General features: G+C 66.5%; 33 protein-coding genes and 1 tRNA gene. 15 read left to right on the top strand and 19 right to left on the bottom strand.

The genetic code is table 11. The annotated features are described in order from the left end of the window. Positions 1 to 76 precede the first annotated feature (76 nt). On the bottom strand, positions 77 to 520 hold the full coding sequence (locus ACWHYQ_RS12890; RefSeq protein ID WP_447972527.1) for a gamma-glutamylcyclotransferase family protein: 444 nt from the start codon (positions 518 to 520) through the stop codon (positions 77 to 79). A gap of 297 nt (positions 521 to 817) precedes the next feature. Here ACWHYQ_RS12890 and ACWHYQ_RS12885 point away from each other — a divergent pair, with 297 nt between their 5' ends. Further along, positions 818 to 1,321 carry a hypothetical protein gene (locus tag ACWHYQ_RS12885; protein ID WP_447972526.1) on the top strand — a complete coding sequence of 168 codons (504 nt, stop codon included), beginning with the start codon at positions 818 to 820 and terminating at the stop codon, positions 1,319 to 1,321. On the opposite strand, the gene ACWHYQ_RS12880 is transcribed toward ACWHYQ_RS12885, so the two are convergent. Continuing rightward, complete coding sequence (locus ACWHYQ_RS12880) at positions 1,302 to 1,610, bottom strand: Rieske (2Fe-2S) protein (protein ID WP_447972525.1); 309 nt, start codon at positions 1,608 to 1,610, stop codon at positions 1,302 to 1,304. The genes ACWHYQ_RS12885 and ACWHYQ_RS12880 overlap by 20 nt on opposite strands. A gap of 173 nt (positions 1,611 to 1,783) precedes the next feature. Here ACWHYQ_RS12880 and ACWHYQ_RS12875 point away from each other — a divergent pair, with 173 nt between their 5' ends. Beyond that, the gene (locus ACWHYQ_RS12875) at positions 1,784 to 2,329 is read left to right on the top strand and encodes an HNH endonuclease (protein ID WP_447972524.1); all 546 of its coding nucleotides are present in this window, start codon (positions 1,784 to 1,786) and stop codon (positions 2,327 to 2,329) included. 38 nt (positions 2,330 to 2,367) lie between these two features. Here ACWHYQ_RS12875 and ACWHYQ_RS12870 read toward each other — a convergent pair whose 3' ends face one another. Then, the gene (locus ACWHYQ_RS12870; protein ID WP_447972523.1) at positions 2,368 to 2,820 is read right to left on the bottom strand and encodes a c-type cytochrome biogenesis protein CcmI/CycH; all 453 of its coding nucleotides are present in this window, start codon (positions 2,818 to 2,820) and stop codon (positions 2,368 to 2,370) included. Between the two features lie 196 nt (positions 2,821 to 3,016). Here ACWHYQ_RS12870 and ACWHYQ_RS12865 point away from each other — a divergent pair, with 196 nt between their 5' ends. Then, positions 3,017 to 3,661, top strand: a complete 645-nt coding sequence (locus tag ACWHYQ_RS12865; protein WP_447972522.1) for a precorrin-2 dehydrogenase/sirohydrochlorin ferrochelatase family protein — start codon at positions 3,017 to 3,019, stop codon at positions 3,659 to 3,661. A 28-nt stretch (positions 3,662 to 3,689) separates the two neighbouring features. Continuing rightward, a complete protein-coding gene (locus ACWHYQ_RS12860) occupies positions 3,690 to 3,998 on the top strand; it encodes an MTH1187 family thiamine-binding protein (RefSeq protein WP_447972521.1) in 309 nt (102 codons plus the stop codon). Between the two features lie 154 nt (positions 3,999 to 4,152). On the opposite strand, the gene ACWHYQ_RS12855 is transcribed toward ACWHYQ_RS12860, so the two are convergent. From ACWHYQ_RS12855 to ACWHYQ_RS12785, 15 genes are all read right to left on the bottom strand, one after another. Beyond that, a complete protein-coding gene (locus tag ACWHYQ_RS12855; protein WP_447972520.1) occupies positions 4,153 to 5,130 on the bottom strand; it encodes an MlaD family protein in 978 nt (325 codons plus the stop codon). A 12-nt stretch (positions 5,131 to 5,142) separates the two neighbouring features. Beyond that, positions 5,143 to 5,949 carry an ABC transporter ATP-binding protein gene (locus ACWHYQ_RS12850; protein ID WP_447972519.1) on the bottom strand — a complete coding sequence of 269 codons (807 nt, stop codon included), beginning with the start codon at positions 5,947 to 5,949 and terminating at the stop codon, positions 5,143 to 5,145. Positions 5,950 to 5,974: 25 nt separating this feature from the next. Next, positions 5,975 to 6,754, bottom strand: a complete 780-nt coding sequence (locus ACWHYQ_RS12845; RefSeq protein WP_447972518.1) for an MlaE family ABC transporter permease — start codon at positions 6,752 to 6,754, stop codon at positions 5,975 to 5,977. Beyond that, positions 6,751 to 7,995, bottom strand: a complete 1,245-nt coding sequence (alr, locus tag ACWHYQ_RS12840; RefSeq protein ID WP_447972517.1) for an alanine racemase — start codon at positions 7,993 to 7,995, stop codon at positions 6,751 to 6,753. Before alr ends, ACWHYQ_RS12845 begins: the two co-directional genes overlap by 4 nt. An 11-nt stretch (positions 7,996 to 8,006) precedes the next feature. Beyond that, positions 8,007 to 8,564 carry a ribosome recycling factor gene (gene frr / locus ACWHYQ_RS12835; protein WP_447972516.1) on the bottom strand — a complete coding sequence of 186 codons (558 nt, stop codon included), beginning with the start codon at positions 8,562 to 8,564 and terminating at the stop codon, positions 8,007 to 8,009. Between the two features lie 18 nt (positions 8,565 to 8,582). Next, complete coding sequence (pyrH, locus tag ACWHYQ_RS12830) at positions 8,583 to 9,311, bottom strand: UMP kinase (RefSeq protein WP_447972515.1); 729 nt, start codon at positions 9,309 to 9,311, stop codon at positions 8,583 to 8,585. Beyond that, positions 9,308 to 9,904: a translation elongation factor Ts gene (gene tsf, locus ACWHYQ_RS12825; RefSeq protein ID WP_447972514.1), complete on the bottom strand. Its 597-nt coding sequence runs from the start codon at positions 9,902 to 9,904 to the stop codon at positions 9,308 to 9,310. The genes pyrH and tsf overlap by 4 nt, the downstream gene beginning before the upstream one ends. Positions 9,905 to 9,984: 80 nt before the next feature. Beyond that, positions 9,985 to 10,770, bottom strand: a complete 786-nt coding sequence (gene rpsB / locus ACWHYQ_RS12820; protein WP_447972513.1) for a 30S ribosomal protein S2 — start codon at positions 10,768 to 10,770, stop codon at positions 9,985 to 9,987. A 242-nt stretch (positions 10,771 to 11,012) separates the two neighbouring features. Beyond that, on the bottom strand, positions 11,013 to 12,260 hold the full coding sequence (gene argJ, locus ACWHYQ_RS12815) for a bifunctional glutamate N-acetyltransferase/amino-acid acetyltransferase ArgJ (protein ID WP_447972512.1): 1,248 nt from the start codon (positions 12,258 to 12,260) through the stop codon (positions 11,013 to 11,015). Positions 12,261 to 12,273: 13 nt separating this feature from the next. Further along, positions 12,274 to 13,359: an N-acetyl-gamma-glutamyl-phosphate reductase gene (gene argC, locus ACWHYQ_RS12810; RefSeq protein ID WP_447972511.1), complete on the bottom strand. Its 1,086-nt coding sequence runs from the start codon at positions 13,357 to 13,359 to the stop codon at positions 12,274 to 12,276. Positions 13,360 to 13,459: 100 nt separating this feature from the next. Next, positions 13,460 to 13,852: a 30S ribosomal protein S9 gene (gene rpsI / locus ACWHYQ_RS12805; RefSeq protein ID WP_447972510.1), complete on the bottom strand. Its 393-nt coding sequence runs from the start codon at positions 13,850 to 13,852 to the stop codon at positions 13,460 to 13,462. Positions 13,853 to 13,907: 55 nt separating this feature from the next. After that, complete coding sequence (rplM, locus tag ACWHYQ_RS12800) at positions 13,908 to 14,336, bottom strand: 50S ribosomal protein L13 (RefSeq protein WP_447972509.1); 429 nt, start codon at positions 14,334 to 14,336, stop codon at positions 13,908 to 13,910. Positions 14,337 to 14,356: 20 nt separating this feature from the next. Further along, on the bottom strand, positions 14,357 to 14,836 hold the full coding sequence (locus tag ACWHYQ_RS12795; protein WP_447972508.1) for a bifunctional nuclease family protein: 480 nt from the start codon (positions 14,834 to 14,836) through the stop codon (positions 14,357 to 14,359). A 145-nt stretch (positions 14,837 to 14,981) separates the two neighbouring features. Beyond that, entirely contained in the window at positions 14,982 to 15,437 is a 456-nt protein-coding gene (locus ACWHYQ_RS12790) for a bifunctional nuclease family protein (protein ID WP_447972507.1), read from the bottom strand. 134 nt (positions 15,438 to 15,571) lie between these two features. Further along, positions 15,572 to 15,883 carry a Fe(2+)-trafficking protein gene (locus ACWHYQ_RS12785; protein WP_447972506.1) on the bottom strand — a complete coding sequence of 104 codons (312 nt, stop codon included), beginning with the start codon at positions 15,881 to 15,883 and terminating at the stop codon, positions 15,572 to 15,574. A gap of 182 nt (positions 15,884 to 16,065) precedes the next feature. On the opposite strand from ACWHYQ_RS12785, the gene ACWHYQ_RS12780 reads away from it, so the two are divergent. From ACWHYQ_RS12780 to ACWHYQ_RS12770, 3 genes are all read left to right on the top strand, one after another. Next, positions 16,066 to 16,152 (top strand) — tRNA-Leu (locus ACWHYQ_RS12780). Positions 16,153 to 16,378: 226 nt separating this feature from the next. After that, on the top strand, positions 16,379 to 17,122 hold the full coding sequence (locus ACWHYQ_RS12775) for a hypothetical protein (protein WP_447972505.1): 744 nt from the start codon (positions 16,379 to 16,381) through the stop codon (positions 17,120 to 17,122). A gap of 129 nt (positions 17,123 to 17,251) precedes the next feature. Then, positions 17,252 to 17,527, top strand: a complete 276-nt coding sequence (locus ACWHYQ_RS12770; protein WP_447975566.1) for a sulfurtransferase TusA family protein — start codon at positions 17,252 to 17,254, stop codon at positions 17,525 to 17,527. Here the strand turns inward: ACWHYQ_RS12770 and rsmI are convergent. Beyond that, positions 17,499 to 18,239, bottom strand: coding sequence for a 16S rRNA (cytidine(1402)-2'-O)-methyltransferase (gene rsmI, locus ACWHYQ_RS12765; protein ID WP_447972504.1), 741 nt, complete (start codon positions 18,237 to 18,239; stop codon positions 17,499 to 17,501). The genes ACWHYQ_RS12770 and rsmI overlap by 29 nt on opposite strands. 140 nt (positions 18,240 to 18,379) lie before the next feature. Between rsmI and ACWHYQ_RS12760 the strand changes: the two genes are divergently transcribed. The 8 genes from ACWHYQ_RS12760 (at position 18,380) to hemB (ending at position 25,877) form a co-directional block, all read left to right on the top strand. Beyond that, positions 18,380 to 18,919 carry an NUDIX hydrolase gene (locus tag ACWHYQ_RS12760; RefSeq protein WP_447972503.1) on the top strand — a complete coding sequence of 180 codons (540 nt, stop codon included), beginning with the start codon at positions 18,380 to 18,382 and terminating at the stop codon, positions 18,917 to 18,919. A gap of 147 nt (positions 18,920 to 19,066) precedes the next feature. Further along, positions 19,067 to 19,870, top strand: a complete 804-nt coding sequence (gene ccsA, locus ACWHYQ_RS12755) for a cytochrome c biogenesis protein CcsA (RefSeq protein WP_447972502.1) — start codon at positions 19,067 to 19,069, stop codon at positions 19,868 to 19,870. 21 nt (positions 19,871 to 19,891) lie between these two features. Further along, positions 19,892 to 21,283 carry a glutamyl-tRNA reductase gene (hemA, locus tag ACWHYQ_RS12750; protein ID WP_447972501.1) on the top strand — a complete coding sequence of 464 codons (1,392 nt, stop codon included), beginning with the start codon at positions 19,892 to 19,894 and terminating at the stop codon, positions 21,281 to 21,283. A gap of 255 nt (positions 21,284 to 21,538) precedes the next feature. Continuing rightward, positions 21,539 to 21,874, top strand: a complete 336-nt coding sequence (locus tag ACWHYQ_RS12745) for a hypothetical protein (RefSeq protein ID WP_447972500.1) — start codon at positions 21,539 to 21,541, stop codon at positions 21,872 to 21,874. A gap of 7 nt (positions 21,875 to 21,881) precedes the next feature. Next, positions 21,882 to 22,829, top strand: coding sequence for a hydroxymethylbilane synthase (gene hemC / locus ACWHYQ_RS12740; protein ID WP_447972499.1), 948 nt, complete (start codon positions 21,882 to 21,884; stop codon positions 22,827 to 22,829). Next, positions 22,826 to 24,406 carry a uroporphyrinogen-III C-methyltransferase gene (gene cobA, locus ACWHYQ_RS12735; RefSeq protein WP_447972498.1) on the top strand — a complete coding sequence of 527 codons (1,581 nt, stop codon included), beginning with the start codon at positions 22,826 to 22,828 and terminating at the stop codon, positions 24,404 to 24,406. The genes hemC and cobA overlap by 4 nt, the downstream gene beginning before the upstream one ends. A 12-nt stretch (positions 24,407 to 24,418) precedes the next feature. Beyond that, positions 24,419 to 24,811, top strand: coding sequence for a CBS domain-containing protein (locus ACWHYQ_RS12730; protein ID WP_447972497.1), 393 nt, complete (start codon positions 24,419 to 24,421; stop codon positions 24,809 to 24,811). 91 nt (positions 24,812 to 24,902) lie between these two features. Beyond that, entirely contained in the window at positions 24,903 to 25,877 is a 975-nt protein-coding gene (gene hemB / locus ACWHYQ_RS12725) for a porphobilinogen synthase (RefSeq protein WP_447972496.1), read from the top strand. Positions 25,878 to 25,880: the final 3 nt, after the last annotated feature.

Genomic DNA, 25,880 nt, shown 5'->3' with positions numbered 1-25,880 from the left:
TCGGGGCTAGAGGCGAGGGGCTAGGGGAAAGGAAGCGGGATCCTCTAGCCGCGCGACTCGCGCCTCTACGAAGCGTTCATTTCGGCCAGTACGATTGCCACCGCTCGATGCACTCGTCCGGGAGCTTCCAGTGCTTCGCGCCGGCGATGACCCAGTTGAGGTAATGCTCCTTCGGCTTAAACTTCCCGATCGGAGTCGCGGCGTGGGTGGTGACCAACAGCTTCTCGTTCTCCTCGTTGATCACGGTGACCGGGAGATGGCGGAAGGCGCCGGGGGGGACTTCTCCCTCGAATTCGTCGAGGAGCTTGAGGTCCTCGTCCGTGATCTCGATCACAATTCCCCACACCTGTTCGCCGGGGGTCGGCGTCACGCTCGCCAGCCCGCAGCGCCACTGCGAAGACCAGCGGCAGAAGTGGATCGAGTGGTCCGGGAGGTAGGCCCGGCACACGAACTGGTGCTCGGGTGCCCGCCGCTTGAGCTGTGTGGGATTCAAGTTGTCGGCGTACACGAAGAATTTCATCGTGGGACCATTCTGCAGAGAACTCTGTAGACGGCGACGTTGATCATTGTACCGCCCGTCATTCCCGCGAAATGACTGCTACCGTTGAGCAGAATCGGGTCGCGAGCGGTTACTTCTATCACATCAGCTTGCCGGATTGTCAAGGCCGCGAGCGGCGCGCCGTCGCGGGCGCAAACCGATGAAGCGAGGTTGACAAGGATCGAGATCGCTGACTATGCTCCGGGCTGGCTCGGGCGCGGGCGATCCGTGTCGGCGGCGGAGCCGTTCGGCGAGGATCTTCGCCGCAGGAATTGTGACATGGCAACGCTGGAGAGTTCGCAGGGGGGAGCTCGGAACAAGAGCCCTTCGCTGGTCACCATCCTGCACTACGTTGTGCTGGGGCTCCTGGTCATTGCGGGAGCGGCCTACTGGGCGCTCCGGCCGTCGTCCATCAATCCGATGGCCGACCCGCGGGCCGCCGAGGCGATGGCGCTGGTTCAGACGCACCCCGCCCACGGCGCGCCGACTATCCTGCAAGCCGTGAACAACCGGGTCAAGCGCCTGGCCGATCGCGGACAGGGGGTCCGGCTGGATGCATGGAGAGTCCAGCAGGAGGCGCCGGATGTCTACCTCGTCAAGGTCATCATCCGGGAGGAGGGGACCAAGCAGTGGTTCGAGCGCGAGTACCTGTGGCGCGTGAACCTGAAACGGCGCGCCGTCGAGGCAATCAGCATGCCGGCCGGCGACTTGATGCCCTTGACGCCGGAGGCCTCCCCGGCCCCCGGGCCTCCGGGCCAGACCGCTACGGCAGGGAAACCTTGATCTGCTCCCCCTCCACCGTGACCTGGTAGCATGCCACCTTGATCTCGGGGTTCTCCACGCGCTCGCCCGTCTGCACGTGATACCGCCAGCCGTGCCAGGGGCACTCGACCACCCCGCCGTTCAAGGTGCCCTCGCCTAAGGGCCCTCCTGCATGGGGGCAGGTGTTGTCCAGCGCGTAGATGGTGCCGCCGACGTTAAAGAGCGCGACGGTGGTTCCCTCCGCCTCGACGGACAGACAGGCTCCCGGTTCGAGATCGGACAGCTTTGCGACCGTGATGAGCTTCGCCATGCGACGCCTCCGTAGTGCGCTAGTGTACTCGGGGGGCCGGCCGACGACAAGAGTGTCGCCCCCGCACAGGGTCTGGGCCGGAGCCGCCCTAAGCTTGATTTCAGGAAATGACTGTGGCATACACTACGGGAACCCGCCCGTGACTGGGGCGGGGCGCCGAGTTTGAGGACGGCATGGAACTCACGCTGCTGCTCAACGCCACCTACGAGCCGCTCCGCGTCGTGCACTGGCAGAAGGCCATCACCCTCCTGTGGCAGGGGAAGGTGGAGGTCTTGGAGGTCTACGACCGGGACATCCAGGGCGTGTCCATCACGTTCAAGCTGCCGGCGGTCATGCGGCTGCTCAAGCTGGTCCGCTTGAAGGACAGCCATCGGGCCGTCAAGTTCTCGCGGATCAACATCTTCACGAGGGACGGCTATACCTGCCAGTACTGCAACCAGAAGTTCCGGACGGAAGAGCTGACCTTCGACCACGTGGTGCCGATCGCGAAGGGCGGGAAGAAGACCTGGGAGAACATCGTGACCGCCTGTTGGCGGTGCAACAACCGCAAGAGCGGGCGGACGCCCGAGGAGGCCGGGATGCGGCTGATCCGGAAGCCGATCAAACCCCGGTGGAATCCCACGGTCACGATCACGATCGGGATCCGGAACGCGCCGGAGAGCTGGCGGGATTACCTCTACTGGAATATGGAGCTCGATGCGGACAGCCCGTTCGAATAGCCAGCGGCGAGCGGTGAGCCCGACCGAGGCGGTCGGGCTCACCGCTCCTTGTCAATGACGATCTCGATGTCCCTCGCACCGGCGAGGGTCGGATTTTTCGCGAACTCGCCTTCCAGATCACCCGGCTGCACCGGACCCGCGACGCCGTCCTTGTCCAGGCGTGCGATCACCTCGACCATCCCCCGCAGCTCGGAGCCGGGCACCATGACGTCCGCGTTGGTGATCTCGAAGCTGACCGGGAAGCGCGGCGCGTCGAAGCGCTTCACAGCGATCGGGCGCGGCGGGCCCTGCGGGCGCCGCACGATGACGAAGAGCACCGCCGAGGGCGTGACCTTGGCCTGCAGCTCCGGCGCGATCGTCACCCGCCCGGCGATGACGCCGTCGCCTGTCGGCTTCTCGCAACCGTGCGCCAACCCCATCCAGGCCGCCGCCGCGGCCAAGAGAATAATACCGGCCGCCAGGCCGGCCACCCGTAGAGTCTCCTTCGCCATGCGCTCCCCCTTCGCCAGGACGAGATCAGTCGAGCGCTCCGTTAGTTACTGTCTAGGCTGATCCGTCTCGCAGATGGCCGGTCATTATACAGGGCCGTAACCGCAAAGGGGAGAGCCAAGCCGAGTCGTTTACGGGCGCCTGCCGCTGTTGGTATGATACGACCCCTTCTATGGTGGGGGGAGGGAGAAGAGGAACATGGGAGCCAATCCTGGGTTTCAACTATCGCTCGACGTGAAGGGCCGGTCCTGTCTGGTCCTGGGCGGGGACGACGAGGCGGCGGACAAGACGATGAAGCTCCTCGATGCTGGCGCCAAGGTCACCGTAGTCAGCCCGACGTTGAACGACCAGCTCAAGAAGCTCACGGCCTCGGCGAAGATTCTGCACCGGGTGCGACGGTTCCGGGAGACCGACGCGCAGGGGGTGGTCCTGGTGATCAACTCGTTGCGGGACGACCCCGACTTCTCACGGTCGCTCCTGGAGCTGGCGCAGAAGGAGCGCTTCCTGCTCTGCTCGGTGGACCAGCCGGAATACTCGAACGCGTTCCTGCCGGCGCTGCTTGGATGCGGGCCGCTGCGGCTGGCGGTGAGCACGAGCGGGGTCGCCCCGGTGTTGGCGAGCCGGCTCCGGCAGGAGCTGGAGCGGGTCTTCGACGAGGAGTTCCGGCTATTTTTGGAATGGCTGGCGGAGATCCGGGACGAGACCAGGGAGGTCGAGCCAGACGTGGAGCAGCGGCGGGCGCGGCTGCGGGAGGCCCTCGCCGGCTTCAGGCTTAGTGCAACGATCGAGTATCCCGCGGCCTGGCTGGAGCACAAGGCGAAGCAGCAGGCCGCGTCACAGTAGGGAACTCTGCGGAGGGAATGGAACGGACATGGTATTGCTCGAGTTTAGCATGTCGCCCCTGGGAAAGGGGGAGAGCGTCGGCAAGTACGTGGCCCGGTCCCTGGACATCATTGACAAGAGCGGGGTGGAGTACCGGCTGAATCCGATGGGGACGATCCTGGAGGGGGAATGGGACGAGGTGTTCGGGGTCGTCCGCCGCTGCTTCGAGCGGATGAGGAAGGACTGCAACCGAATCTCGTGCACGATCAAGGTGGACTACCGCAAGGGCCACACCGGCCGCCTCTCGGGCAAGGTCGCCAGCGTCGAGCGCCGCCTGAAGCGGAAGCTCAAGACGTGAGGACGCCAGCGCCTGCGCGGGGAGCCACGGCCATCCCGCCAAAGCGGACTTGGGTGAGCGGAGCGCGGGGGACCCATGCTGGTCGCCCTTCGTCACCCGCTGCAGTTCTTGAGCGAACGGCGGGGCAGGTGGTGCGAGAGGACCGCTGGCGTTCTTAGAAGACCGAGATCTTGAAATACTTCGTCGGGTTCTTCTTCACGTCCGCGACGAGCTCCTCGATCTCGGTCAGGAGCTTGTCCGTCCGCCGGTAGAGGTCGTCCTGAGTGACGAGCTTCCCGATCGTTCCCTCGCCCTGCTCGAGCTTGTTCAGCAGCTTCTCCCCGCGACTCGTGAGCGCGTCCAGCCGCTGGTACAGCACTGGGTCAGCCAGCTTCGCCAGCGTCCCGTCCCGCTGGTTCAGCCGCGTCGTCAGCTCGGTCAACTCCTGGAGCGCTCGGTTCGCCCGGTCGTAGAGCTCCTGGGTCGCAACCAGCTTCCCGACCGTCCCTTCGCCCCGCTCGACCTTCTCCAGCAACCGCACACCCTTGTCGGACGCCTGCTCGATCCGCTCCAACACGCGAGTTGACCGGTCGTAGAGCGACGGGTCTGTGAGCAGCTTACTCGCGGTGCCCTGGCCCTGGCTGAGCCCGGCGAGCAACCGCTGGATCTCCTGCATCGCCGCGTTCACGCTCTCTATCGTCGCCGAGGCGTCGTGCGCGATCCCGGTCAGGTCCGTCTCGGCCTGGCCGGGCAGCACGCTCCCAGGTGGGAGCGCGGGCAGGGACGGCGTGCCGGGGAGGATCTCCAGGTACTTGTCCCCCAGGAGCCCCATCGGGCGGATGCGCACGACCGCGTCCTGGCGGATGTGGGGCACCACGTGGCTCTTGACGGAGAAGACGATTTCGACGCGGGGCGAGTCCTGCGCGATGCCGATCTCGCGCACGTTCCCGACGTCCACGCCGTTCAAGCGGACCGGGCCGCCCAGCTTCAGCCCCTGCGTGTGCGCGACGACGGCCCGATACCGGGTCTGGCGCGCCAGGAGCCCCACGCCCTCCTCGAGGTTCAGGATCATCACGACGAGGCTCGCCAGGGCGAGCACGACCACCGTGCCCACCCGGACCTGCGACCATGTGAGCTGCACCTGTCGGCTCATCGCACGTCCTGCTTATCGGGCCGCTCCCGCACTGCCAGGACTGGGCTCGTCCTGCGTCTCCCCGGGCCGCAGGAAGCTCTGCCACTCGGAGGGCGGCAGGCTCGCCGGGTCGAGGAACCGGCGGATGAGCGGGTCGTCGGACGCCTGCAGCGCGGCCGGCGTGCCGTCGAAGCGTACCCGCCCCCTCCGGATCAGCACGATTCCGTCGGCGACCTGGTAGGCGGTCTGGAGGTCGTGGGTCACGACCACCTGGGTCACGCCCTGGCTCTTGAGGTCCAGGATCAGCCGGTTGATCGCGCAGGTGTTGTACGGATCCAGCCCGGCCGTGGGCTCGTCGTAGAGCAGGATCTTGGCGCCGCTCGCCAACGCCCGCGCGATGCCGACCCGCTTCCGCATGCCGCCGCTCAACTCGGCGGGCATCTTGTCGAGGGTGTCCTCGAGGCCGACGAAGCGCAGGCTCTCGCGGACGATCCGCTCGATCTCCACATCCGGCAGGTCGCCCTGCTCCCAGAGCCGGTATCCGACGTTCTCGTGGACCGTGAGCGAGTCGAAGAGGGCCGCATTCTGAAAGACCATTGCCATCTGCCGTCTGATCCGAGGCAGGTCGCCTTCCGGCAGGCCGGTGATCTCCTGGCCGTCCACCCAGATCGTGCCCCGGTCCGGCTTCAGCAGCCCGAGCACCAGGCGGAGGATCGTCGTCTTGCCCGAGCCACTGCCGCCGAGGATGACCTTGGTCTCGCCGGGACGCACCTTCACGGATACGTCACTCAGGACCTGCCGGTCGCCGAGGGTCAGCCACACGGAATCGAGCGTGATCATGGCGCGTCTCTCAGGAGCGGGCTGCTCAGGGCATCGCCATGAAGAGCTTGGTCAGGAAAAAGTCGGTTGCCAAGATCAAGATGGACGAGGAGACCATGGACTGTGTGGTCGAGACCCCGACGCCGACCGTCCCGCCCTTGGTGTGAAAGCCTGCGTAACAGCCGACCATGGCGATAATGAAGCCGAACACCAGGGGCTTGGTCACCCCCTGGACCAGGTCGCGAAGCCGGAGCGCCTCGAACGCCCAGGTCCAGTAGAAGAACGAGTCAATGCCCAGGTAGAGCCGCGCGACCAGCCACCCCCCGGCGATCGCGATCGCGTTCGTGATGACCGTCAGGACCGGGATCATCACCAGGCACGCGACCAGCCGGGTCGTCGCGAGCTTCCGGATCGGGTCGGTTCCCTCAGCGCGCAGCGCGTCAATCTGCTCGGTCACCTTCATCGAGGCGATCTCGGAGGCAATTCCGGAGCCGACGCGGCCCGCGATCATCAAGGCAGCCAGGACCGGCCCCAGCTCGCGCACCACCGAGGTGCTGATCAGGCGGGACACGTACATCACCGCGCCATAGGGCTCGAGCTGGACCGCTCCTTGGAGCGCAAGGACCATCCCGGTGAACATCCCCGTCAGGACCACGATCAACAGGGAGCCGACCCCGATCCGGTCGAGCTGGAGGATGGTCTCCCGGCCGTACCAAGGCGGACGGAACAGCCCCGCGACCGCCTGCCCGCACAGGATCGCAAATTCCTGGACGACCAGGAGGGATCCGAGCACCGAGCCTTTGAGGCTGAACGATCCGTGGTTCACGACCGCCGGCTCGCTTCATCCGGCAGGCTCATTATAGGGGAACCGAAACCGGTGGACAATGCAGGGTGGACCGGCTCCGGTGACTCATGGAGATAGAGGCGGGGGACGCGCAGGCCGATCCCGCAGAGCACCTCGTAGGGAATGGTGCCCAGCCAGCCGGCCAGGTCCAGAGCCGAGATCGTCTCGTCGCCCTGCCGTCCGATGAGAACGGCCTCGTCGCCGGGCATGACCTCGGGCACCTCCGTGACGTCCACCATCGTCATGTCCATGCAGACCCGCCCGCACACAGGAACCCGCCGCCCGCGGACGAGGACCGTGCCGCGGTTCGACAGGGCGCGACTGTAGCCGTCCGCGTAGCCGATCGGCAGAACTGCGATCCGGCTCGCGCGCGGCGCGACGAACTGCCGGTTGTAACTGACGCTGTCGCCGGCCTTGATCTCACGTACCTGGACGACCGTCGCAGCCAGGGTCAACACGGGGCGCAAGTCCACGTCCGCGGGAGCGGCCGATAGTGTGTGGTACCCGTACAGCATGATCCCGGGCCGCACCGCGGTGAAATGCGCCGCCGGATAGCGGAGGATCGCGGCGGTGTTGGCGACATGGATCAGCGGGACGGAGAGACCCGTGGCGGCGAGCCGGTCCACGACCGCGCGGAAGCGCGCGACCTGCTCCTCCGTATAGCCAGCGTCCTCGCCGTCTGCGTCCGCGAGATGCGTCATGATCCCCTCCAGCCGAAGCGTCTTGGCGAACGCGTCGGACTGCAGGAGCGGGAGCACCTCGTGCGGGTCGAGCCCCAATCGTCCCATGCCGGTCTCCACCTTGATGTGCACTGGATAGACCAGGCCTTTGGCGGCCAGATAGTCGGCGAGCCGCACCGCGGTCACCCGATCGTGGATGACCGGCGTCAGCCGGTAGGCCACCAGATCCGGGTATTGATGGGGCAGCAGCGCGCCCAGGACCAGCACCGGGGCCGTGACGGCCGCTTCGCGAAGGGCGACGCCCTCCGCGAGCGTGGACACGCCGAGCCCGGCGACGCCAGCCTGCACGAGCGTGCGCGCGACCATCACGGCACCGTGTCCGTACCCATCGGCCTTCACGACGGCGAGGATGCCGCAGGAGGCGGCGAGTCGGCGGCGCACCTGTTCCAGGTTGTGCCGGAGCGCAGACAGGTCAATCACGGCGCGGGTGGGAGGCAGCGCGGGCAGGAACGCGTGGGGGGGCGCCACGAGGGGATCGGGCACGGGGAGCACCTTCAGACGGTGAGGATCTCCTCCTCCTTCTTCTTGAGGATCTCGTCAATCTTGTGAATGTATTGGTCGGTCAGCTTTTGGGTCTCGGCCTCGCCCCGGCGCAGGTCGTCCTCCGACAGCTTGGACTCCTTGTGGAGGCGCTTCAGCTCGTCGTTCGCGTCGCGCCGGTGGTTGCGGATGTGCACCTTGGCCTCCTCACCAAATTTCCTGCACAGCTTGATCAGCTCCTTCCGGCGCTCCTCGGTGAGCGGCGGGATGGGCAGGCGGATGACCTTGCCGTCGTTCGATGGCGTGAGCCCCAACCCCGAAGCCAGGATGGCCTTTTCGATCTCCTTGATCATCGAGGGCTCCCAGGGTTGGACGGTGATCAGGCGGGGGTCCGGGGTCGCGAGGTTCGCGACCTGCTTGAGCGGGGTCGGGGTGCCGTAGTAATCCACCCGGACCGCGTCGAGCAGGGCGAGGGATGCGCGTCCGGTCCGCAGCGTGCTCAGCTCGCGCTTCAAGTGCTCGATCGCGCCCTCCATCCGCTCGATCATCCTCTGTTTTGTAGCGGTTGGCATGGCGGTTCCCCTCGCGGTTCAGCGGCCGGCAGTCGCGGTCACGAGTGTGCCGATCCGGTCGCCTTTGACGATCCGCATGAGATTCCCTTCCTCTTTCAGGTTGAAGACGATCAGGGGTAAGTTATTGTCCATGCACAAGGTGATCGCGGTCGAGTCCATCACCTTGAGCTTCTGGTTGATGATTGACAAGAACGGCAGCTCGGCAAACATCTTGGCCGTGGGGTGGGTGACGGGATCGGCTTCGTAGATCCCGTTGACCTTGGTGCCCTTCATGATGACCTCGGCGCCGATCTCCATGGCCCGGAGCGCCGCCGCGGTGTCGGTGGAAAAGTAGGGATTGCCGGTCCCGCCGGCGAAGATGACCACGCGCTTCTTCTCGAGGTGGCGGATCGCGCGGCGGCGGATGTACCCTTCGGCGAGCTGCCGCATCTCGATGGCCGACTGGACGCGGGTGGTGACCCCTTTGCGCTCCAGCGCGTTCTGGAGCGCCAGGGCGTTCAACACGGTCGCGAGCATGCCCATGTAGTCGGCCGAGGCCCGCTCCATGCCGGTGGCGCTGGCGGCGATCCCCCGGAAGATGTTGCCGCCGCCGATCACGATCGCCACTTCGACGTCCAGCGCCACGACGGAGGCGATCTCATTCGCGATGCTCTCCAGCACCGAGGGCTGGATCCCGTACCCCTGATCGCCCGCCAGGATCTCGCCGCTGATCTTGAGCAGGATCCGGCGGTATCGCGCCGCGCTCATTCTTGACCCAACTGGTAGCGGGTAAAGCGTCGGACGGTGATGTTCTCCCCGATCTTGGCGATCTTCTGCGCCAGCAGGTCCTTGATGGTGATGGAAGGGTCCTTAATGAAGCTCTGCTCGAGGAGGCAGGCCTCCTGGTAGAACTTCTCCACCTTTCCCTCGACGATCTTGGGCCAGGCCGCTTCCGGCTTGCCCATCTCCTTGGCTTGCGCGAGGTAGATGGCCTTCTCCTTCTCGAGCACCGCGGCCGGGACGTCCTCCCGCTTGACGAAGGCGGGGTTCGCCGCGGCGATCTGGAGCGCCAGGTCCTTCACCAGGGCCTGAAACTCCTCGTTGCGCGCGACGAAGTCGGTCTCGCAGTTCACCTCCAGCAGGACTCCGATCTTGCTGCCGGGGTGGATGTAGGCCGCGATGAGCCCTTCATTGGTCGCCCGGCCCGCCTTCTTCTGGGCGGCCGCCAGGCCCTTCTCGCGCAGGTGCTCGATCGCCTTTTCGATGTCGTTGCCGGTCTCGTTCAGGGCCTTCTGGCAATCCAGAATGCCGGCCCCGGTTTTCTCTCGAAGCTCTTTCACCAACGCAGTGTTCGCAGCCATCCCGTCTCGTCTCCCTCTCACGCTGGGTCATTCGCCCGTCGGCCGGGCGTTCCGCTCTCCGCCATCCAAGCCGGGCCCCGTCAGGTCGCCGGGATGCCTTCGACGCCGACGCCACTGGAGCGGGGCGCCCGCACCTCTGCGACAGCCAGGGCCTCGGGCTTCTCTCCCTCTTCGCGCTGGGTGCGCAGGTGCGCGCCCTCGATGCAGGCGTCGGCGATCCGCGAGGCGATCAGCTTGATGGACCGGATGGCGTCGTCGTTGCCAGGGATGGGGTAGTCAATGCCGTCGGGGTCGCAGTTGGTGTCCACGATCGCGACGACGGGGATGCTGAGCCGGTTGGCTTCCTGGACCGCGATGCGCTCGATCCTGGTGTCCAGGACGAACACGCAGCCAGGCAGGCTGTTCATGTTCTTGATGCCGCTCAGGATCTTGTCGAGCTTCAGCCGTTCTTTCTCCATCTGGCCGACCTCCTTCTTGGTCAGCCGCTCGTGGGTCCCGTCGGTGAGCGCCGCCTCGAGCTTCTTGAGCTTCTCCACGCTCCGGCGGATGGTCTGAAAGTTGGTGAGCATCCCGCCGAGCCAGCGCTGGTTGACGTAGGGCATGCGGCAGCGCTTGGCCTCTTCTTCGACCAGGTCCACCGCCTGGCGTTTGGTCCCGACGAAGAGCACGGGCTCGCCGTTCGCTACCGTGTCCCGGACGAAGCTGTAGGCCACCTCGAATCGCTGCACCGTCTGTTGCAGGTCAATGATGTAGATCCCGTTGCGCTCGCCGAAGATGAACCGTTTCATCTTCGGGTTCCAGCGGTTCGTCTGGTGCCCGAAATGCACCCCGGCCTCGAGCAGCTCCCTGATCGTCACAACGGCCATCCGTTCACCTCCTTTCCTCGCTTGCGGAGCGCCCCGGCGACCCGCTGCAGCGGGTCGTCGGGGCGAGAGGTCTTGCTCCCCTTATTCCCAAGCCGAGTGGCGTGCCCAACACGCCAATGCGGATTTGACTCATCGGCCCCGCCACCGCGGCTTCAGACGCGGGCGGAGCCCCCCTTTTCCTGCAAAGCTTTGGAACGCTACCACAGTCGCGCAGCCATTGCAAGATCGCTTGGTGATTACCCCTAGGTCCTGTAGGCCGCGTTGATGCGCACATAGTCGTAGGAGAGATCTGTGGTCCAGAGCCGGAATGTCCCCGAGCCCTGTCCCAGGTCGATCGTGATTGTGAATTCCCGCCGCCGCACGATCCGGTCCAGGCGGCGTTCCGCCGCGGGGCCGAGGCCGGCCCCGGCCCGGTAGATGGGGACGCCCGCATAGGCCACGGTGATGCGGTCCGGGTTGACCGGCACCCCGGCCCGACCCACGGCCGCCAGGATGCGGCCCCAATTGGCGTCCTCGCCGAACAGGGCGGTCTTGACGAGACTGGACGTGCCCACCGTCCGCGCGACCTGCTTCGCCTCCGCCCTGGTGCGCGCCCCAGTGACGGCGATTTCGACGACCTTGGTTACGCCCTCGCCGTCCCGACAGACCTGCATCGCCAGCTCGTGGCAGGTGCGCTCGAGCAGGCGCTGAAACGTCGGCAGTTCTCGGGAGCCCCTGCGGAGCGGGGGGTTTCCGGCCAGGCCGTTGGCCAAGCACAGGACGGTGTCGTTGGTGCTCGTGTCGCCGTCCACCGAGATGCAGTTGAACGAGGTGTCCACCGCGGCGGCGAGGGCTCCCTGGAGCGTGCTGCGCTCGATCGCCGCGTCGGTCGTCAGGTAGGCGAGCATCGTGGCCATGTCCGGATGGATCATGCCGGAGCCCTTGGCCATGCCGCCGACGGTCACGAGCCGCCCGCCGATCCGAGCCTGGAACGCCGCTTCCTTGACCTTGAGGTCGGTCGTCAGGATCGCCTGCGCCGCCTGTCGGCCCCCGCGGCGCGTCAGGCCCGCGACGAGCGCGGGCACGGCTCGCCGGATCCGTGCGATGGGCAAGACCCGCCCGATCACGCCGGTGGACCCGACATAGACGGTGCGGCGGTCCACGTCGAGCGCTCGGGCCACCAGGTCGGCCATTTCGCGCGCGTCCGCGAGGCCTCGCGCGCCGGTACAGGCGTTGGCATTGCCGCTGTTGACGACGATGGCCCGACCCCGGCCGTGTCGGAGATGCTGGCGGTCGAGCACGACTGGCGCCGCCGCCACGTGGTTCCGGGTGAAGAGGCCAGCGACGGGGCCCTCGCGCTCGGAGACCACCAAGGCGAGGTCGAGCAGCGGCCGTTTCTTGATCCCGGCATGGACGCCGGCCGCGAGAAATCCCCGGGGGGCGGTGACCCCCCCGCGGATCGCCCGCACGGCGGGCTGGCTGGATGCGGTCGGAGCGTGGCGTTGCGTCATGGAATCCGGCGTGTCACGGATAGAGGCCGGGCAAGGTGAGGCCCGATTCCTCGGGCAGCCCGAGCATGAGGTTCATTGCCTGGATCGCCTGGCCGGCGGCCCCCTTGACCAGATTGTCGAGCGCGGCCACGGTGACGATCCAGCCCGTGCGCGCATCCGCGTGGACTGAGAGGTCGCAATAGTTGGAGCCGCGCACGTGCCGCGGATTGGCCGCGGTCTCGCTGTCCATGATCCGGATAAACCGTTCGCCTTGATAGAAGTCCCGATACAGTTCGCGTAGCTCGGCCGACTCTAGTGGCCGGCGCAGCCGGCCGTAGGCGGTACTGAGGAGGCCGCGGTTCAGCGGGACCAGGTGCGGCGTGAAGACGACCCGAACCGCTCCGGCTCTCCCGGCGGAGGCGGCGGGCTGCTCGGCGACCGCGGTCAGCTCCTGCTCGATCTCCGGGACATGGCGGTGTCGGCCGATCTTGTACGCCTCCATCGCCTCGTGCGCCTCGGGGAAGTGGTAGGGCAGGGCGGGGCTGCGGCCCGCCCCGGAGATCCCCGACTTGGCATCTATGACGATCGTGTCCGGCTCGATCAGTCCCTGGGCGAGGAGGGGGGCGAGTTGCAGGATCGCTGCGGTCGGGTAGCAGCCCGGCGAGCTGACCAGCTTGGCCTGCTTGATCTCCGCCCGGTGCAGCTCGGGGAGCCCGTACACCGCTTCCGTGAGCAGCTCGGGGTACGGGTGGGGCGTTCCGTACCAAGCCTCGTACGCCACCGGGTCCTTCAGCCGGTAATCGGCGCTCAGATCCACCACGGGCTTGCCCGCCGCGCGGCAGGCGGCGACCGGTGCGAGCGACTTCGTGTGCGGCAGCGCCAGAAAGACGGCGTCGCTCCGCTCCGCGACGGCTTCGGGGACGAGGGCCTCGAAGGCCTGGGGTATCGCGCCGGCCAGATGGGGAAAGAGCGCGGAGACCGCCACCCCGGCGGATTTCTCCGAGGTGACGGCGCTCACAACCAGCCGGGGATGGCCGGCCAGCAGCCGGAGCAACTCGCCCCCGACGTAGCCGCTCGCCCCAACGACGGCGACCCTGAGTGGCCCTGTCGATGTGCCCATGTGCGACGTTCTCCTCCCTCGCGGCGTCCCCCCGGGCCCGCTGCATAAAAAAGGGAAGGCCGTGAGGCCTTCCCTTTCCACGGTCAGGAGATTCCAGACCTCACCGCTTCGAATACTGGAAGCGCTTCCTCGCCCCCTTCTGCCCGTACTTCTTCCGCTCTTTGACCCTGGAATCGCGGGTGAGGAGGCCCTCTTTCTTAAGACTCTCCCGGAGCGCAGGGTTCATGGCCACGAGGGCGCGCGCAATCGCGTGGCGCAGCGCCCCAGCTTGGCCGGTGGGGCCCCCGCCGCAGAGCGTCGCCCGGACAGTGCACTTGCCCGCGAGCCCGGAGACCTCCAAGGGATATTGGATCATGCTTCGCAGTGACGGCCGTGGGAAGTAGTGCTCGAACGGCCGGCCATTGACGACCAGCTCGCCGGATCCGGGGGCGATCCAAGCCCTCGCGATCGCGGACTTGCGTTTTCCGGTTGCGTATTGCTGCGCCACAGCCATGCTCGTCTTGTGCCTCCTTGCCAGCCAGTGAGGGGTGCGTCGTCGCTTCGGAACGTTACAACGCGAGGGGGGACGGGCGCTGGGCCCGGTGCGGATGTTCTGGCCCGGCATAGACCCGCAGCTTTTTCGCCATGTGCCGCCCCAGCGAATTCTTCGGCAGCATTCCGCGGATCGCCCGCGTGAGCAGCTCGGCCGGCCGACGGGCTAGCAGGTGTTCCGCCGTCTCGGACTTGAGCCCCCCGGGGTACCCGGTGTGGGAGATATAGGCCTTGGTCCTGAGCTTGTCCCCTGTGAGCCGGATCTTTTCCGCGTTGATGATCACCACGTGGTCGCCGGTGTCCACGTGTGGGGTAAACGTCGGCTTGTGCTTGCCCCGCAACAGGCTCGCCACGCGGGCGGCCAAGCGCCCCAGGGTCTTGCCCTCCGCATCCACGAGGTGCCACTTGCGGGTCACGTCCGCCGGTTTGGCCAGGTAGGTCTTCATGATGGTTCTTGCGCTCCTTGTCAGACTTCGTATTTGCCGGGATTCTTGGCGCCGAGCTTTTCGAGCCAAGCGTCTAGGTTGCCGCCGCGCTGCCGGAGGACCTCCTGCGAGACGTAGATCGGGCTGCGGGTGCGCAGCGCCAGGGCGATCGCGTCGCTCGGCCTGGAATCCACCGTCCGCTCCGCGCCCTGGCAGACCAGGTGGATGGACGCATAATAGGTGTTGTTCCGGACGTCCGTGACGACCACGCGCGCCACCTTGATATTGAGGTGCTCCGTCAGGTTCTTGAGCAGGTCATGGCTCATCGGCCGCGGGGTGACGATCCCCTCAAGCGCAAGCCGGATGGCATTGCCCTCCGCGGTACCCACCCAGATCGGCAGGATCTCCGAATGCTGCTCGTCGCGGAGGATCACGATGTGGGTCTCCGTATTGGGATCGGCCAGTACCCCGTGCACCTTCAGCGGGACTAGGTCCGATTTCCCTTCAGACAGATCGCTCATGGACACCACCCTGCCGTGGCCCGAGTGTTCGCGGGCCACCTGCGACGCGGCCGCCGCGGGGCCGCGTTCCAGGCGTTTCGAACTGACATGGGGGGGGCGTGGGGCGTTGACCGATGGGCGGGCGTTTCATGCTGCTACTGTGCTGTTACTGTTCGTATTTTCCGAAGTCCTCGGGCTTGAGGTTTTCGAGCCACTGGTCGAGCTCCTCAGAGGCCTGCTTCCGGATCACGTCTTCCTTGGCGAAAACCGGGGTGTTGGTCCGCAACGCCAGCGCGATCGCATCGCTCGGCCTGGAGTCCACCGTGTACTCCGCGTCCTCGTACATCAGGTGCAGCTTGGCGTAGTAGGTGTTATCCTTCAGATCGGTGATGACAACGCTGATCAGCTTCGCGTCAACCGCGTCGAGGACCGACTTGATCAGGTCATGCGTCATGGGCCTGGGCGCCTGAATCCCTTCAAGCGCGAAGCTGATCGCGCTCGCTTCGGCTTTTCCCACCCACACGGGCAGCATCTCCGCATTGTCCTCGTCCTTCAGCACCACGATGTACGCGTTGTTATAGGGATCGAACATCAGGCCCCGGACTTTCATCTGCGTGAGCATGGGGGCACTCCCTCGAGTCCTACTCACCGAAGCGACTCGGCACTCTACCACCGATTTCTAGACCTTGTCAACGAAACCGGCCTGGTCGCCGGCTCGGCGGACAGGTGAGAGCGGGCGCGGGGCACAAGGCCCGGCTACTGGACGGGGCGATAGTTCTCCTGGACCTTGGACGTGTCCATCGCTTCGCCCAGATTGAGGAAGGCTCGCATGTGCTTCTTGACGAGCTCGCGGCCGGTCTCATCGCCCAGGTTGATCTGGTATTCGTTGATCACCATGACGCGCATGTGTTCCCATTGCTTCCAGCAGGTCTTGCAGACCTTCGCTTTGATCTCGGCTTCGAGCTTCCCCATGAAGATGGGATCGGTAATGGCTTCTTCGGCCTTCCCGCACTTCACGCACTGGACCGTGGGCATCGCGCGCTCCTCCTGCTCGAGTTGCAAGAGCATTCCAAGGCCCGCATTGTAGCACCCGTTTCAACAGAAAGGGAAGTGCGGAGATCCAGGGAGCGGGCGGGGCGGCGCGGGTCTCCACGCGAACGTTGACGGTCTCGGCGGATCGTGTTAGAAGGACCCGGGTTCCGAACCCATACTGGCCGGCCGGTCCCCTCGGCCGCTGCGCAGAACAGGCTGCCCGGATGGCGGAACTGGCAGACGCGCCAGACTCAAAATCTGGTTCTCGCAAGAGAGTGGGAGTTCGATCCTCCCTCCGGGCACCAACCCTACCGGGGAGGGGGGCTGGACCTGCCAGCCACAGGGGGGAGTGGTGGCCGGGCTGACTTGCCACAAGACCCATGGATTTTCGCTTGACATGGCTCGCGGGCTTGTCTATAGTCCCGCCTACCGGCGGTTGAACTCATTCTTCCGGGTGTCCAGAACCAGATTCAAGCTGGGGTGTCCTTTCCGTTGGATTATATTATTGTCTAACTTACAAGGAGGCAGCTCATGCGTAAGGTATTTGCGTTGGGAGCAATGATCCTCTTTGCGGGGACCGTCGCCGTGGCCGTCGCCCAGGAGCGTCTGCCGCAGCACTCAGGGTTCGGCACCGGGGTAGGTGAGAACGCCGGGGTCGGCTCGCGGTCGCAGGTGTGGGACAGGGCTGCATTCTTGGAGCGGCTGTCGCAGCCGGAGACGCTGTACGGCCGTGTGCTCGCGATTGATATTCCGGGCCGAAAGATCCACCTGGAGACGGGTGGTAGCTCGCATGACGAGGGCCGGGCCGGCGCGGGAGCAATGTCCTCGATCACGGTCTATATTGACGACGACACCAATATGGACCAGATCAAGATGATCAACAACGGGGACGACGTTATCGTCCAGGCCGTCGAAGAGACAACCGCCAAGCAGCCTTACGGCACGGGCCGCAAGCTGGTCCGGGAGATCAACGTGCTGCGCGGCAACGAGAAGCTGGCCGGCTTCGGGGGGCTTGGGCAGCGACCTGATCCGACGACCGAGCGTGGGATCATCACAAACTCGGGAGGCCTGACTGGCGGCGTGCCCGGCATGGTGCTGCCAGGCGAGGTCAAGGAAGCCAAGGGCTTCACGAGCGAGGTCGGCGAAGTGACGGGGGCGGCGCCCTGCTGGCAGTGCGATCCCCAGCCTGGCTACTTCCAGGGGACCACGACCAAGACCGACTACGGCGACGCGGAGAAGCCGAACCTGGTGAAGGGCATCGGCGGGTCGCAATAAACGGTCCGTCGGAACACCGGGACGAACGGTGAGGCTTGGCGGGGGCGGCTTCGGCCGCCCCCGCTGTTTCAGGCGCTGCCTGTGCGGGCGCCCCTTCGTGCGAATCAGGATGGGAGAGCGAGCGTGGCTATGGAGATGGAGACGAATTGCAACGCCACCGGCCGGGCGCTGCAGGCGGACGCTGAACTGGACCTGCGCGGCGTCATCTGTCCGTACAATTTCGTCAAGACCAAGCTCAAGCTGGAGACCATGGAGCCGGGCCAGATTCTCGCGGTCATCCTCGATGAAGGCGAGCCGATTCGCAACGTGCCGCGCAGCGTGACCGACGACGGGCACCTGGTGCTCAGCCAGGAGCGCCACGACCGGGCGTACCGCGTCATGATCCAGAAGCGCGCCGGGATCTAACCTCCTTTGCTTGCGTTCCGCTGCACCCATCGGCGGGACGCCTCCTTCCTTCGATCACCAGCGTGACCGCCTGGCCCACGGCCCCCTGCGGCAGCGTCCCCAGCACGGCTTGGACCGTGCCGCGCCGGATGGCTTCCGACGGCAGCGTCAGGTCGTACGCAACGGCGATGCGGCGGTCGTCGAGCACGCGGGCAAGCGATCGGAGCGTCGCCCGCAGGCGACGGGGGGTCTCGAAGGCCACGAGCGTGCGCGGCTCCCGCGCTACGACGGCAAGGAACGAGGCCATCCCGCGCCTTGTGCGCGGCACGGGCCCCACGAACACGAAGGAATCCGCGCTGAGGCCAGAGGCGGGGAGCGCCGCGGTCACAGCGGATACGCCCGGAATTGGGACGACCCGGATGCCAGCGGCGAGCGCCTCCGCGACCAGAAACAAGCCAGGGTCACAGAGGAGCGGCGTACCGGCATCGCAGACGAGGGCGAGACTATCGCCCATCTGCAGCCGTCGGATCAGGACCGGCGCCTTCTCTTCCTTGTTGCTGTCCTGATAGCTAGTGAGGGGCGTGCTAATGCCGTACCGATCGAACAGCGCCCGGGTGGTCTGGGGATCCTCGGCAGCGACCGCGGAGACCTCGGTCAGGATTCGGATCGCCCGGAGCGTCACGTCCTCCGGATTGCCGATCGGCAGGCTCACCAGATAGAGGACACCAGCCATAGGACTCCCTTCCTCTGCACCGTCCTCCGACGGCCCGCATCCTACGCCGCAGCCGTGGTGAAAGTCTAACCGGGGCGGGCTGCGCTCGGCATGCGGCTGTGCTACAATCCAGCCCCGCCCGGCGGCGGAGGAGCACAGATATGGAAGCGAACGCACGCATCGGATCGTTCGAGGAGCTGCGGCGGCCGGAATACTCGTTCTGCCCGAAATGCGGAGGCCCGTTACGGCGTCGCGTGCTGAAGCCCGCCGAACCGGAGCGTCTGGTCTGCGGCGCGTGCGGCTTTGTCTTTTTCCTGGACCCGAAGGTCGCTGTCGGCGCCATCGTGCCCATTGAAGGCCGGATCCTGCTGGTGCGCCGCGGGATCGAGCCCGCTTACGGCAAGTGGGTCTTTCCGGGCGGGTTTGTGGACCGAGGCGAACCGCTCGAGGCCGCAGCGGTCCGCGAGACTCGCGAGGAGAGCAACCTGGACGTGCGGATCACACGGCTGTTGAACATTTACTCCTACCCGGATCATCCGGTGATCATCGTCGTGTACGTTGCCGAAGCGGTCGGCGGCCGCACCGGGCCGGGCGACGAAACGCTTGACGCGGGCCTGTTCGCTCCGGAGGCCATTCCCTGGAGCGAGCTGGCCTTCCCCAGCACGGAGCGCGCGCTGCGGGACTTTCTCCGGGAGGCCTGACTCCCACCCCCCGCAGGGAACCGGCCCGCCACCCTGGCTCCCGCCCGCTCCCGCCTGCCTTTTCTTGACTCCCTGGCTTTAGCGGGGCTATAATCGCCGAGTCGGGCCTGTGAAATTTTTCTCTGAAAAGTTGCGAGGATAGCAGGGATGCCGGTCGCCTTCTTCATGGCCACGGTGGCGCTCTACTTGCTCGGGACCACCTGCTCCCTCGCCTACCTGCTTCGACGGTCCGAGGCACTCTCGAAGGTCCTGTTGCTCCTGACCGGGGCCGGGTTCCTGTGCCACACGATCGCGTTGGCCACCAGGATCATGACGGTGGACCACGTGCCCCTCGCCAGCTTTGACGAGGCGATGTCGTTTTTCTCATGGGCGCTGGTCCTCGTGTTCTTGGTCGTGGGCCTCCGCCACCGCCTGCACGTGCTGGGTTCCTTCATCCTGCCGCTCGCGTTTATCTCGTTGGTCTCCGCCGCCGCCCTTCCGCGGGAGGTACCGACGCTCGGGCCCGTGCTGAAGACCGTCTGGGTCCACGTCACGTTGAGCATGTTGGGGACGGTCGGGTTCGCCGTCGCGTTCGTGGCGGGCATTATGTACCTGATCCAGGACGGACTGCTGAAATCCAAGCGGTTTAACGTCCTCTACGCGAAGCTTCCCCCGCTGGATCTCCTCGATCGGCTGAACCAACAATCCATCGTGCTGGGGTTTCCCTTCCTGACGCTGGGGATCATCACCGGGGCGATCTCGGCTCAGTTTGCCGAAGGGGCCTACCTCACTTGGAATCCCGAGCAAACCTGGGCTCTGGTCACCTGGGGCTTCTACTTCGTGGTTCTCATGGGACGCATGACCGTGGGCTGGCGGGCCAAGCGCGCCGCCTACCTGACGATCATCGGGTTTGCCGGGGTCGTGCTGACGTTCATCGGGGTCGTGCTGAAACCCCATGGCCCGGTCGCCTGAGGGCCGGGGGCGTCGCCGCGTATGAACATCATCGTCGTGGGGTTGAGCCACAAGACTGCGCCGGTCGAGGTGCGGGAAAAGCTCGCCGTCCCCGAAAGCCGTCTGGGGGAGGCCTTGGGCCGGCTCCGCACCTATCCCGGGGTCCGGGAGGGGGTGCTCCTCTCCACGTGCAATCGGGTCGAGGTGTATGCGGTCGTGGATCAGGCGGAGCAGGGTTACGCCAGCATCCAGGAGTTCCTGGCGGACACGCACCTCTCACTCTCCTCCGAGCAGTTGACGCCGCATCTGTATTGGTACCAGGACGAGCGGGCGATTGGACACCTGTTCCGCGTCGCCTCCTCCCTCGACTCGATGATCGTTGGGGAGCCCCAGATCCTGGGCCAGCTCAAAGACGCCTTCGAAGTGGCGCTCGCGCACAAGGCGAGCGGCGTGATCCTGAACAAGGTGGTCAAAAAGGCGATCTCGGTCGCCAAGCGAGTCCGGACCGAGACCAAGATCGCCGAGACAGCCGTGTCGGTCAGCTACGCGGCGGTCGAGCTGGCCAAGAAGATCTTCTCCAGTCTGGCCGAGAAAGCTGTCCTGCTGGTGGGCGCCGGGGAGATGGCCAAGCTGGCTGCCCGGCACTTCATCAGCCAGGGGGTCCGGCAGGTCATGATCACGACGCGGGACATGCACAGCGCGGTGGAGCTGGCGAAGCGGTTCAACGGCGTGCCGATTCCGTTCGATGAGTTTCGGCGGGAGATGGCGCAGGCCGACATCGTGCTGTGCTCGACCGGCGCCTCGCACTACCTCATTCGTGCCGAGGATGTTCAGCGGGCGGTGTGGCAACGGATGAACCGCCCGATCTTCCTGATTGACATCTCGGTGCCCCGCAACATCGATCCGGCCGTCAAGGACATTGACAACGCGTTTCTCTTCGATATTGACGACCTGCAGCTCAGGGTCGAGCAGAACCGCGAGGAACGCATGCGGGAGGCGGGCCGCGCCGAGCGGATGATCGAGGAGGATGTGAAGGTGATGCTCCAGTGGCTGAAGTCGCTGGAGGTCACGCCGACGATCGTGGCCTTGCGGCGGCGGGCCGAGGAAATCCGGCGGGCCGAGGTGGACAAGGCGCTCGGCCGTCTCGGGACCCTCTCGCCACAGGAGCGCGGTCTCATCGAGAACCTGGCTTCCTCGATCGTGAACAAGCTGCTCCACGGTCCGCTGGTGACCCTGAAAGCGGAGGCCCACTCGGACGGAGGCGCGATGTTCGTCGAGGCCGCGCGCCGGTTCTTCAGCTTGGATGAGCCGGGTCTGCGTGCCCAGCCGGGCGTGCCGGCGACGCCTCAGGGGGCCGACGCCGAAGAGCTAGCCGGCCGCGCAGCGGCCGAGCTGGCGCCCGGCCAGGTCGCGCCCCATGACGACGGCGAGTAGCGCCCGGCCCCGTCCCTCGGCGCCCCTGCGGCGACGACGGCTGCGGGCGGCGGGCTTCTGAGTTCCCGGACTGCAAAGGCCGCTCCACTTCAGGCAGGGATGCTGGTCGAGCCCGGATACTGCCGAGCCTCCGGCGGTGGAGAACCGGGTGGTCCGCCTCGGCTCGATGGATGGTCGGAAGAGGGGGCATCGCGCCGCGACGGATGCGACGGAGGGGCCTGCAGGCGGCGGGGCGTCGGATGGAGGGTGGGCGGCATGGCGAAGGGACCGAAGCTGTTCACCTGCCCGAAATGCCGGCACACGTATCTCGGACATGATCCGCTGCCGGACTGTCCACGGTGCGGGTACGATTACCGGGAGAATGAGGGCTTCCGCTGGGATGTTGTCGTGTACTTGCTCTCGATCCTGGCGCTGGTCAGCTTTCTGCTCGTGGCATCCTACTATCGCGGCGGGATGGGGATGTACCGAGGCGTGTCCGCGGGGCCAGCCGCGCCGGAGCAGCCAGGGACGGGGCGAGATGATATGGGCGAAAAGCTGCCCGGGGAACGGCCCCGGCCGGGGCCGAGTCCCTACCAGGAGCCAGGCCGGTGAGGGGCGTGTGAGCGGAAGGAGCGGGGAGCGGTCAACGCTCGTGGTCGGGACGCGCGGGAGCCGGCTGGCCGTCTGGCAGGCCGAATGGGTCCAGGCCCGATTGCAGGCTCTCGCCCCGGGACTCACGGTGCGGCTGGAGCGCATCAAGACCTCCGGCGATAAGATCACCGACGTGCCCCTCGCCGCGATCGGCGGCAAGGGCCTCTTCGTCAAGGAGATCGAAGAGGCGCTCCAGCGGGGCGACATTGATCTGGCCGTGCACAGCATGAAGGATGTCCCAACGCGGCTCCCGGATGGGCTGGAGATCCTCTGCGTGCCGGCGCGCGAGGATCCGCGCGACGTCCTGATCAGCCACTCCGGGCGGGGGCTGGATGAGCTGCCCCGCGGCGCTCGGATCGGCACGAGCAGCCTGCGGCGGCAGGCCCAGCTTCTCAACCGGAGACCCGATTTCGCTGTCACCATGCTCCGGGGGAATCTCGACACGCGCCTCCGCAAGCTAAGGCAGGGGGACTACGAGGCGATCATCCTGGCCGCGGCCGGGCTCAAGCGGATGGGCTGGGCGGACGAGGTCACCGAGTACCTGAGCCCGGCGGTCAGCCTGCCAGCCATCGGGCAGGGCGCGCTCGGCCTCGAAGGCCGCCGCGACGACCGGTTCGTGCGCCAGTTGGTGGCGCCCCTGGACCATCTTCCCACTAAGCTGGCGGTCATAGCGGAACGGGCCCTGCTCGAACGGCTGGAAGGAGGCTGTCAGGTCCCGATCGCGGCGCACGCGACGGTGCAAGGCGACCGCCTGGCGCTGGAAGCCCTGATCGCGAGCGTCGATGGGCGTCGCCTGGTCAGGGATCGGCTCGAAGGGCGGGCGGAGGAGGCACAGGCGCTCGGCGTCCGGCTGGCTGAGCGACTGTTGGCGCACGGCGGCAACACGATCTTAAAAGAAATCTACAGTAATTCATGAAGAACGACGCTAATCGGGTTGGAAAAGTGTACCTGGTCGGGGCAGGACCAGGGGACCCCAAGCTCCTGACGCTTCGGGGCAAGGAGTGCTTGGAACGGGCGGACGTGGTGCTCTACGACCACTTGGCGAACCCGGTCCTTCTCGCGTATGCTCCCGCGCACGCCGAGCGGATCTACGTCGGGCGCCGCGGACGCGGCCGGTATCAAAGCCAGGAGGAAGTGACCCGGCTGATCGTGGAGAAGGCCCAGGCGGGGAAGATCGTTGTCCGGCTGAAAGGCGGCGATCCGTTTGTCTTCGGGCGTGGAGGCGAGGAGGCGGAAGCCGTCGCCGACGCGGGGCTGCCGTTCGAGGTTGTCCCCGGCGTCACCTCGGCCGTGGCGGTGCCAGCCTACGCCGGCATTCCCGTCACGCACCGGGCCCTGGCCTCCACCGCGGCCTTCGTCACCGGCCATGAGGATCCGGAGAAGGGTGGGAGTGCGCTGGAATGGCCCCGGCTGGCCTCGGCCAACGGGACGCTCGTCTTCCTCATGGGCATGAAGAATCTCGGCATGATCGTGGAGCGTCTTTTAGCCGAGGGGAAGTCGCCGGCCACGCCGGTCGCCCTGATCCGGTGGGGGACCCGCGCAAGCCAGCGGACGGTCGTCGGCACGCTGGCCGACATCGCGGAGAAGGCGAAGGAGGCCGCTATGGAGCCGCCGACCGTGATCGTGATCGGGGAGGTCGTTCGGCTCCGCGACCGGTTGAACTGGTTCGAGCGCCGCCCCCTGTTCGGGAAGCGCGTCCTCGTCACGCGCCCGAGGGAGCAGGCGTCTGAGCTGGCGGACCTGCTGGCGGAGGCGGGGGCCGAGCCGGTTGAGTGTCCCATGATTCAAGTCGTGCCGCCGGAGGATTGGGGAGACGTGGATGCAGCCCTGGCCGAGTTGGCGCGGTACCAGTGGCTGGTGTTCACAAGCGTGAACGGCGTGCGCCAATTCCTGGAGCGGCTACACCGGCAGGGCCAGGACGTGCGGGCGCTGGCGGGGCTGCGTCTTTGCTGCATCGGCCCGCGGACCGCGGAGGAGTTGGGCCGCTGGGGCCTCCGGGCGGACCTCGTGCCGTCGGAGTACCAAGCCGAGGGCCTGCTCGAGACGCTGCTTGAGGCCGGCGTTGCTGGCCAGCGCGTGCTCATTCCGCGCGCGGCCGTCGCCCGCGAGCTGCTGCCGGAGCAGCTCCGCCGGCGGGGCTGCGAGGTCCGGGTCGTCACAGTCTACCGGACCGTCCTGCCGTCGGTCGAGGTGGAGACGCTGAAGGCCCGGCTCCGCAACCGGGAGCTGGACGTGCTCACCTTCACCAGCTCGTCCACGGCGGCGAACTTCCGTCAGCTTTTCGAAAGCCGTGCGGAGATGGCGGAGCTGACGGCCGGCATGACGGTCGCTTGCATCGGGCCGATCACGGCGCGGACGGCGTCGGAGCTGGGGCTGTCCGTCGCGGTCACCGCGCGGGAGAACACGATTCCGGCATTGGTCGAAGCCATCATCAACTATTATTGTTCGAGCCCGCAGGAAGCCGCGGTCCCGCTGCGCGGCGGTCAGCGATAGGAGGAGAGCGGTATGGTTCCTGTGAAGTCGTTCATGGTGCCTTTGGAGAAACTGGTGACGGTGGACCGCGACACCGACGTGCGGCGGGCGGCCCAACTCATGCGCGATCGGGAGATCGGCAGCCTCTTCGTGACGCGCGGCAAGGACATCATCGGGATCGTGACCGATACCGACATGGTCCGCCGGTCGGTCGCGGTCGGGGCCGATCCCACAAAGACGACGGTCGAACAGATCATGTCGGCGCCCATCATCACGATCGAGGAGAACAAGACCCTGCTCGATGCGAACGATCTGATGGCGCGCGAGCACCTGCGCCATCTCGGGGTGACGCGGGACGGGAAGCTGACTGGCATGATCTCGGTCCGGGACCTGGTGGTCTTCCTGACCAACCTGCCGAGAAAATAGTGGACAGCGAGTAGCGAATAGTCGATGGCCAGCCGTGGACCGCGGATCGTGTGAGCTGTTCACGGCTGACTGGTAGCCAGGAGCTTACAATATGGCGTTTCCGCGCCAGCGGCTGAGGCGGCTCCGGCAGCAGGAGCCGCTGCGCCGCCTGGTCCGCGAGACCAGGCTGGCGGCGGCGGATCTCGTCTATCCGATGTTCGTGATCGGCGGGCGGGGGCGGCGCGAGGAAATCGGCTCGATGCCGGGACAGTTCCGCTGGTCGGTGGATCTGCTGGTCAAGGAAGCCACAGAGGTCACGCAACTGGGGATTCCGGCTGTCGTGCTGTTCGGCATTCCGGACCGGAAGGACGAGCGGGGCACGGCGGCTTCCGACCCGAACGGGGTCGTGCCGCAGGCGGTCCGGGCGCTCAAGGACCATGTGCCCGACCTGCTGGTGATCACGGACGTCTGCATTGACGAGTACACGACCCACGGCCATTGCGGCCTGGTGCGCGACGGGCGGATCCTGAACGACGAGACGCTGGACTGTCTCCAGGCCATGGCGGTCGCCCACGCGCAGGCCGGCGCCGACATGGTCGCGCCCTCCGACATGATGGACGGGCGCGTCGCCGCGATCCGCGACGCCCTGGACCGGGCTGGGTTCCCGGAGCTGCCGATCATGGCCTACGCGGCGAAATTCGCGTCCTGCTTCTACGCGCCGTTCCGGGAGGCCGCCGACTCCAGTCCGAAGTTCGGGGATCGGCAATCCTACCAGATGGACCCGGCCAACGTCCGGGAGGCCCTGCGCGAGATCGAGCTGGACATCGAGGAAGGAGCCGACATCGTGATGGTCAAGCCGGCGCTGCCGTATCTGGACGTGATCGCGGCCGCGCGCGCGCAGATGCGGCTCCCGCTGGCGGCCTATCAAGTGAGCGGCGAGTACAGCATGGTCAAGGCCGCCGCCCGGGCCGGGTGGCTGGACGAGAGCCGGGCGATGATGGAGTCGCTCCTCTCGATCAAGCGGGCCGGGGCGGACGTGATCTTGACCTATTTCGCCCGAGAGGCCGCCCGCCTGCTCAACGGCTGAGAC

The sequence above is a fragment of the Nitrospira sp. Kam-Ns4a genome (genome assembly GCF_965152595.1).
Note: the sequence above shows the minus strand (reverse complement) of the source record. Positions and strands in the feature narration are given on the sequence as shown.